At 58.0% G+C, this 7,387-nt stretch carries 10 protein-coding genes; 8 read left to right on the top strand and 2 right to left on the bottom strand.

The window, feature by feature from the left end:
* A partial coding sequence (locus G5358_RS19425; protein WP_421324734.1) for a peptidase U32 family protein occupies window positions 1–596 on the bottom strand: 596 nt, incomplete at its 3' end.
* 189 nt (window positions 597–785) lie between these two features.
* Between G5358_RS19425 and ubiT the strand changes: the two genes are divergently transcribed.
* Entirely contained in the window at window positions 786–1,319 is a 534-nt protein-coding gene (ubiT, locus tag G5358_RS19420; protein WP_005351022.1) for a ubiquinone anaerobic biosynthesis accessory factor UbiT, read from the top strand.
* Here the strand turns inward: ubiT and G5358_RS19415 are convergent.
* A complete protein-coding gene (locus G5358_RS19415) occupies window positions 1,272–1,688 on the bottom strand; it encodes a hypothetical protein (protein WP_199416033.1) in 417 nt (138 codons plus the stop codon). The genes ubiT and G5358_RS19415 overlap by 48 nt on opposite strands.
* 187 nt (window positions 1,689–1,875) lie before the next feature.
* Here G5358_RS19415 and trmJ point away from each other — a divergent pair, with 187 nt between their 5' ends.
* The 7 genes from trmJ to hscA all read left to right on the top strand — a co-directional run.
* The gene (trmJ, locus tag G5358_RS19410) at window positions 1,876–2,598 is read left to right on the top strand and encodes a tRNA (cytosine(32)/uridine(32)-2'-O)-methyltransferase TrmJ (RefSeq protein ID WP_005359790.1); all 723 of its coding nucleotides are present in this window, start codon (window positions 1,876–1,878) and stop codon (window positions 2,596–2,598) included.
* Window positions 2,599–2,690: 92 nt separating this feature from the next.
* Window positions 2,691–3,194, top strand: coding sequence for a Fe-S cluster assembly transcriptional regulator IscR (gene iscR / locus G5358_RS19405; RefSeq protein ID WP_026035025.1), 504 nt, complete (start codon window positions 2,691–2,693; stop codon window positions 3,192–3,194).
* A 53-nt stretch (window positions 3,195–3,247) separates the two neighbouring features.
* Entirely contained in the window at window positions 3,248–4,462 is a 1,215-nt protein-coding gene (locus tag G5358_RS19400) for an IscS subfamily cysteine desulfurase (protein ID WP_013723838.1), read from the top strand.
* 41 nt (window positions 4,463–4,503) lie between these two features.
* Complete coding sequence (gene iscU / locus G5358_RS19395) at window positions 4,504–4,887, top strand: Fe-S cluster assembly scaffold IscU (RefSeq protein WP_005333813.1); 384 nt, start codon at window positions 4,504–4,506, stop codon at window positions 4,885–4,887.
* A gap of 15 nt (window positions 4,888–4,902) precedes the next feature.
* The gene (gene iscA / locus G5358_RS19390) at window positions 4,903–5,226 is read left to right on the top strand and encodes an iron-sulfur cluster assembly protein IscA (protein ID WP_005333812.1); all 324 of its coding nucleotides are present in this window, start codon (window positions 4,903–4,905) and stop codon (window positions 5,224–5,226) included.
* A gap of 118 nt (window positions 5,227–5,344) precedes the next feature.
* Window positions 5,345–5,863, top strand: a complete 519-nt coding sequence (hscB, locus tag G5358_RS19385; protein ID WP_323912117.1) for a co-chaperone HscB — start codon at window positions 5,345–5,347, stop codon at window positions 5,861–5,863.
* 28 nt (window positions 5,864–5,891) lie between these two features.
* On the top strand, window positions 5,892–7,387 hold a 1,496-nt coding region (gene hscA / locus G5358_RS19380), incomplete at its 3' end, for a Fe-S protein assembly chaperone HscA (RefSeq protein WP_421324733.1).

Genomic DNA, 7,387 nt, shown 5'->3' with positions numbered 1-7,387 from the left:
ACGAACTTGGCCGGTGAGCAGGCGCCGACGGTGTTGGGGCTCTCGCCAGTCATGTAGGAGGAGAGATAGCAGCGCCCCTCGGCCATGATGCAGAGGCTGCCAAAGGCGAATACCTCAAGGCCAACATCGGTCTCGTGGGCCAGCTGCTTGACCTGATGCATGGAGAGCACCCGGGGCAGCACCACCCGTGTGACATTGAATTGCTGCTGATAGAAACGAATGGCGGCGGCATTGGTGGCGCTGGCCTGCACCGAGACATGGAGTTCCATCTCGGGGTAGTGGCGGCTGGCATATTCCAGCACGGCGAGGTCGGCGATGATTAATGCATCGGCGCCAAGGGCTACCCCGCGATCAACCGACTGTTTCCATCGCGCATCGGCCCCGGGATGGGCAAAGGTATTGATGGCAATATGCAGCTTGCGACCATGTTGATGCACATAATCCACCGCCTTCTCCAGTTTGCTGTCGGTAAAGTTGAGACCGGCAAAGTGGCGGGCATTGGTGTCATCCTTGAAACCGATATAAACGGCATCGGCCCCGTTATCCACGGCGGTTTTCAGTGCCGGCAAACTGCCTGCCGGACAGAGTAATTCCATTGGTACGCTCCGAGAGTGCATATGAAGGGCAAACGAGCCCTGATTGTATGCAGCCATGCACTCCCGCTTTTTGACCTGAGGCAGCTTTGTGTGGCTTTACCCTTCTTGAGGTAACCCTGCACAAGTTTGATTTCCAACAGGATCTTGCCACTCTCCCTGTGTTTGAATGCGCAAAAAAGGGAGTCTATCGTGTTTCAACAACTGCAACGTCGCCTGGTCGAACAGGCTCCGCGCTTCTTGCGCCATCCCCTCAAGCTGGTTCCCTTCAATCTGCAAAAGCAGCTGATGGAGAGTTTGCTGGCCCGGGTATTCAAAGAGGCTATCGAAGATGGCGATTTCGAGTTTCTGGCAGACAAGTGGCTGAAAGTCGAAGTCTCTGATCTGGAGCTGTGCTGGTTTATCAGTGAGCAGAATGGCCAGCTGGTGGTGGCTCGCGAGTGTGACAAGGCCGATGTCTGCTTCAGCGGTACCGCCAACGACCTGATCCTCATCGCTGGTCGCAAAGAGGATCCGGATTCGCTCTTTTTCCAGCGCAAGCTGAAGATAGAAGGGGATACCGAACTGGGCCTTGAGGTGAAAAACTTGATGGACAGTCTGGATCTCGATGGCTTGCCAAGCCTGATGAAGTATCCCCTGATGGATCTGGCGACGTTTATCGAACGCGCCCGCACCGAGTCAACGCAGGCTCCGGTGCAGACGGCGCCGGGCGGGATCCCGTCTTAAGTGGACAATCACCCCATGGGCATGGCGACGATAATGGTGCCGTGCCCAGAGGCAGCGACAGGCCCACAGACAGGGCACCAAGGCGATGAGTGCCGCAGGGGCGGGCAGCTGTGACATGGCCAGCCCCGCAGCCAGCCAGATGAAGGGCAGCGCTTCATATAACCACTCCGGCTGTAGCCAGCGTTTGCTCGGAAAGATAATCAGATCGGTACGTCGGTAGCTGGAGCGCATCATCCAGGTCACCGCTCCGGCGATAAACAGCAAGGCGCCTGCAAACCAGAGCAGGGGCTGTTCACTCAACGTAATAATGGCAATGGCTGCCAGCAGGTAGAGGCTGGGCAATCTCTCATAGATAAAGGGAGGAAGCATGGCGTGGTGTCTCCTGTGCCGTTTATCGGATATCCATCAAGTTTAGTCCCCCCCTCTCACTTCCCTCATGCTGGTTTGTTATACAAACGGGTGGTTTTGTTCTGAAATGGCTCGGCTTTTACGGTGCCAACATTGTGTTCTCTTATGTTACAATTGCGCGCCATTTTTGACTGAAGATTGACTGGGCATGTTGGATCAGATTCGTATCGTTTTGGTAAACACCTCTCATACCGGCAACATGGGGTCTGCGGCACGCGCCATGAAGACCATGGGGTTGACCCAGCTGGTATTGGTTGATCCGCAAGCCTTGCCGGATGACAATGCCTTCGCCCTGGCGGCTGGTGCCAGCGATGTGCTTGCCAATGCCCGTATCGTCCCGACTCTGGACGACGCGATCGCCGATTGTGGTTTGGTGATTGGCACCAGCGCCCGCTCTCGAACCCTGAGCTGGCCCATGCTCGATCCCCGTGAGGCCGGCGAAAAGTCGGTGGTTGAGGGGATGCAGCACCCGGTCGCGCTGGTGTTTGGTCGTGAGCGCACCGGTCTCACCAACGACGAATTGCAAAAGTGCCACTACCACGTGGCCATTCCGGCCAATCCTGATTACAGCTCTCTCAATCTGGCCATGGCGGTGCAGACCCTCTGTTACGAAGTGCGGATGCGCTGGCTGCAGGGGCAGGCCGCCGAGCCTGAAGATGAGATGGCCTATCCGAGTGCCGCCCAGCTGGAAGGGTTTTATCAGCACCTGGAACAAACCCTGATGAAGACCGGTTTTATTGCCGATGACCATCCGGGTCATGTGATGAGCAAGCTGCGTCGCCTGTTCAATCGGGCTCGGCCGGAAGCGGCAGAGCTCAACATTCTGCGCGGGATTCTGACCTCGGTACAGAAAGCGCGCGTACCGGATTAATCCGACTGATTTACTCAACCATATACTTGACTGTTTTGGTCGGGTATGTGACCATGTGCCCCATTAAATTGCTTCGCAAGACGGTAAGGCACATGAGACTGACTTCAAAAGGACGTTACGCTGTAACCGCCATGCTCGACGTGGCGCTGCATGCAGAGCAGGGGCCCGTCCCCCTTGCCGATATTTCCGAGCGCCAGGGCATCTCGTTGTCCTATCTCGAGCAGCTCTTTGCCCGCCTGCGCAAACATGGTCTGGTGAGCAGCGTGCGTGGCCCGGGCGGTGGTTATCGCCTCGGGTTGGCCCCAGGCGAGATTTCGGTTGGTCAGGTGATCACCGCGGTCGATGAGTCGGTCGATGCCACCAAGTGTCTCGGCAAGGGCGGTTGCCACGGCGGTACCCAGTGCCTGACTCACTCCCTGTGGCGCGACCTGAGTGAGCGGATCTCCAGCTTCCTCGGGGATATCACCCTGGCTGAGCTGGTACGCCAGGCCGATGTGCGCCGCATTGCCGGCAAGCAAGATGAACAAATGAAGACCGTGTTGTCCCTGGTTGATCGGGCAGAACACGGCGATGTGAGCTTGAAAGTCCAACTATAAACGTGCTTTCCACAGCGGGACTCTGTATGACCCGGACTGTGACGGAGAAAAACATGAAACTGCCTATTTACCTTGATTATTCGGCAACCTGTCCGGTGGACCCGCGTGTCGCAGAAAAAATGATGCAGTGTCTCACCATGGATGGCCTGTTCGGCAATCCGGCTTCCCGTTCTCACCGCTTTGGCTGGCAAGCCGAAGAGGCGGTGGATCTGGCCCGTAATCAAGTGGCAGATCTGATCGGCGCCGATCCCCGCGAGATCGTCTTCACTTCCGGTGCGACCGAATCCAATAACCTGGCCATCAAGGGTGTTGCCCACTTCTATGCCAGCAAGGGCAAGCACATCATCACTTCCAAGACCGAACACAAGGCGGTGCTCGATACCTGTCGCCAGCTGGAGCGTGAAGGGTTCGAGGTGACCTATCTTGAGCCGATGCCCAACGGCCTGTTCACTATCGAGATGATTGAGAATGCCATGCGTGATGACACCATCCTGGTCAGCATCATGCATGTGAACAACGAAATCGGCGTGGTTCAGAACATTGCCGCCATCGGCGAGTTGTGCCGTTCCCGCAAGATCCTGCTGCACGTGGATGCCGTTCAGAGTGTGGGCAAGATCCCGGTAGATGTGGAAGCACTGAAAGTGGATCTGCTCTCCGTCTCTGCGCACAAGGTGTATGGTCCGAAAGGGATCGGTGCACTGTTTGTTCGCCGCAAACCCCGCGTTCGTCTGGAAGCCCAGATGCACGGTGGCGGCCACGAGCGCGGCATGCGTTCCGGTACTCTGCCGACCCACCAGATCGTCGGGATGGGCGAAGCTTTCCGCATCGCCAAAGAAGAGATGGTGAGTGAAGGCGAGCGCATCTTGGCTCTGCGCCAGCGTCTGTGGAATGGCATCAAGGATATTGAAGCCGTCTACATCAATGGCGATCTGGAGCAACGTGTTCCGGGCAACCTCAACGTCAGCTTTGCCTATGTGGAAGGGGAATCCCTCATCATGGCGCTGAAAGATTTGGCGGTCTCTTCCGGTTCGGCCTGTACCTCCGCCAGCCTGGAACCCTCCTATGTGCTGCGCGCACTGGGTCTGAACGACGAGCTGGCACACAGCTCCATCCGTTTCAGTATGGGTCGCTTCACCACCGAGGAAGAGATTGACTACGCGGTCAAGCTTATTCGTGACTCCATCGGTCGTCTGCGCGAGATGTCCCCACTGTGGGAGATGTACAAAGACGGCGTCGATCTGAACACGGTCGAATGGGCTCATCACTGATCCACCGGGTCAGTGAGCAACAGAATTAGCAGGAGTGAGATATGGCTTACAGTGAAAAAGTAATCGACCACTACGAGAATCCTCGCAACGTCGGTGGTTTCGACAAGAATGATCCCAGCGTTGCAACCGGCATGGTCGGTGCGCCCGCCTGTGGTGACGTGATGAAGCTGCAACTGAAGATCAGCGACGAAGGCATCATCGAAGATGCCAAGTTCAAGACCTACGGTTGCGGTTCTGCCATCGCCTCCAGCTCCCTGGTGACCGAATGGGTCAAGGGCAAGACCCTGGACGAAGCGGCTGGCATCAAGAACACAGATATCGCTGAAGAGCTGGCCCTGCCACCGGTGAAGATCCACTGCTCCATTCTGGCTGAGGACGCTATCAAGGCCGCCATCGCCGATTACAAGCAGAAGAAAGGTCTCTAAGCGCCGGAGAGCAGTATGGCTATTACCATGACAGATGCCGCCGCGGCACGGGTTTCCTCTTTTCTGGCTAACCGGGGCAAGGGCATTGGCCTGCGCCTCGGCGTCAAAACCACCGGCTGCTCCGGTCTTGCCTACGTGCTTGAGTTCGTTGATGAACTGACCGATGAGGATCAGGTGTTCGAGCAGCAGGGCGTCAAGATTATTGTTGATGCCAAGAGCCTGATCCATCTGGATGGCACCGAGCTGGATTTCGTCAAGGAGGGCCTCAACGAGGGCTTCCAGTTCAACAATCCCAACGCCAAAGGCGAGTGTGGTTGCGGCGAAAGCTTCAGTGTCTGAGATGTTTGACGTCAATGATCCTTCGTCTGTGGTTGAGCGGGTTGTCCATGACCCGTTCAACCACATCTCATTTGCCAGGGGCGAGTGAGGTAGTGGCGAACGTTTCCAAGAGGTTTGCATGAATCATTTCGAGCTGTTTGGGCTGGTTGAAGGCTTCGAGCTCGATACCCGTCAGTTGGCTGATACCTACCGCCAGCTGCAAACCCAATTCCATCCTGATCGTTTTGCCACCGCCCCCGAACGGGAGCAGCTGGCTGCGGTGCAACGTGCCGCCCAGATCAACGAAGCATTCACCACCCTCAAGGCGCCGCTGCGCCGTGCCGAATATCTGCTCTCCCTGCGTGGCACCGATATCCGTGGTGAACAGCAGACTCTGCAAGATACCGCGTTTCTGATGCAGCAGCTGGAGTGGCGCGAGCGTCTGGCCGAGCTGAAAGATGACGCCGACCCTGAGCGCGCCATCAAGGATTTTCGCAGCGAGATCAGGCATGATCACCAGATGTTGATGCAGCAGCTGACCGAGTCTCTTGCCGCCGGCAGAGATCTCGTTGCCGCTGATTGCGTTCGCAAACTCAAGTTTGTCGACAAGCTCCTCGAAGAGCTGGAACGATTCGAAGACTCGCTTCTCGAGTCTTGATCCTTTAACGCTGGAAGTTTCATTACCCATGGCATTACTGCAAATCGCCGAACCCGGCCAGAGCGCTGTTCCTCATCAGCACAAACGTGCCGTCGGCATCGATCTCGGCACCACCAACTCTCTCGTCGCTGCGGTTCGCAGTGGTCACGCCGATACCCTTTGCGATGAGCAAGGGCGCGACCTGCTTCCGTCAGTGGTGCACTATCAAAGCGACACCATTCGGGTCGGAATTGATGCCAAGCGCGAAGCGGCACTCGATCCTCACAACACCATCGTCTCGGTCAAACGGATGATGGGCAAGGCGCTGGCCGATATCGATACCCGCCAGCAGCCCTACCAGTTCATCGCTGCCGACAATGGCATGCCGCAACTGCAAACCCGTCAGGGGCTGGTCAATCCGGTACAGGTCTCGGCCGAAATTCTCAAAAAGCTGGCCGAGCGTGGCGCCCAGACACTCGGGGGCGATCTCGATGGCGTGGTCATTACCGTGCCCGCCTATTTCGATGATGCCCAGCGTCAGGGCACCAAGGATGCGGCCCGTCTGGCCGGTCTGCACGTGCTGCGGCTGCTCAACGAGCCGACCGCGGCCGCGATTGCCTATGGCCTTGACTCCGGTCAGGAAGGGGTGATCGCGGTTTACGATCTTGGGGGGGGGACCTTCGATATCTCCATCCTGCGTCTGCATCGCGGTGTGTTTGAAGTGATGGCGACCGGCGGCGATTCTGCCCTTGGCGGCGATGACTTCGATCATCTGCTGGCGGACTGGATCAAGGAGCAAGCGGGCCTCTCCGGCGAGCTGGATGCCCATCTGCAGCGCGAGCTGCTGGATGTGGCCGCTGCCGTCAAACACGGTCTGACCGATGCCGAGCAGGTGGCGTGCACCTTTGCGGGCTGGCAGGGATCAGTGAGCCGCAGCCAGTTTGATGAGCTCATCACCCCGCTGGTGAAACGGACCTTGCTGGCTTGTCGCCGCGCCCTGCGCGATGCGGGTCTCGAGCAGGTGGAAGTGCTGGAAGTGGTGATGGTCGGTGGTTCCACCCGAGTGCCGCTGGTGCGTGAACTGGTGGGCGATTTCTTCCAGCGTGCGCCGCTGACCAGCATCGATCCGGACAAGGTGGTCGCCATTGGCGCCGCCATCCAGGCCGATATTCTGGTGGGCAACAAGCCCGATGCCGAGATGCTGCTTCTAGACGTTATCCCCTTGTCGCTGGGTCTGGAGACCATGGGTGGCCTCGCCGAGAAGGTGATCCCGCGCAACACGACCATTCCGGTTGCCCGCGCCCAGGAGTTCACCACCTTCAAGGATGGTCAGACCGCCATGGCCATTCACGTGGTACAGGGTGAACGCGAGTTGGTGGCCGATTGCCGCTCCCTGGCCCGCTTTACCCTGACCGGTATTCCGCCGATGGCAGCCGGCGCCGCCCATATTCGCGTCACCTTCCAGGTGGATGCGGATGGTCTGCTCTCGGTCAGCGCCATGGAGAAATCCTCCGGCGTGCAGGCCGAGATCCAGGTCAAGCCCTC

Origin of the sequence: Aeromonas sp. 604176 (assembly GCF_049170755.1) — a bacterium.
Taxonomy (GTDB): Bacteria; Pseudomonadota; Gammaproteobacteria; order Enterobacterales; family Aeromonadaceae; genus Aeromonas; species Aeromonas veronii_A.
Note: the sequence above shows the minus strand (reverse complement) of the source record. Positions and strands in the feature narration are given on the sequence as shown.

Excerpts from the sequence above, each read along its gene's own strand:
- trmJ (WP_005359790.1), top strand. The coding sequence starts at position 1,876 with ATGTTGGATCAGATTCGTATCGTTTTGGTAAACACCTCTCATACCGGC.
- iscR (WP_026035025.1), top strand. The coding sequence starts at position 2,691 with ATGAGACTGACTTCAAAAGGACGTTACGCTGTAACCGCCATGCTCGAC.
- G5358_RS19400 (WP_013723838.1), top strand. The coding sequence starts at position 3,248 with ATGAAACTGCCTATTTACCTTGATTATTCGGCAACCTGTCCGGTGGAC.
- hscB (WP_323912117.1), top strand. The coding sequence starts at position 5,345 with ATGAATCATTTCGAGCTGTTTGGGCTGGTTGAAGGCTTCGAGCTCGAT.
- iscA (WP_005333812.1), top strand. The coding sequence starts at position 4,903 with ATGGCTATTACCATGACAGATGCCGCCGCGGCACGGGTTTCCTCTTTT.
- iscU (WP_005333813.1), top strand. The coding sequence starts at position 4,504 with ATGGCTTACAGTGAAAAAGTAATCGACCACTACGAGAATCCTCGCAAC.
- G5358_RS19415 (WP_199416033.1), bottom strand. The coding sequence starts at position 1,688 with ATGCTTCCTCCCTTTATCTATGAGAGATTGCCCAGCCTCTACCTGCTG.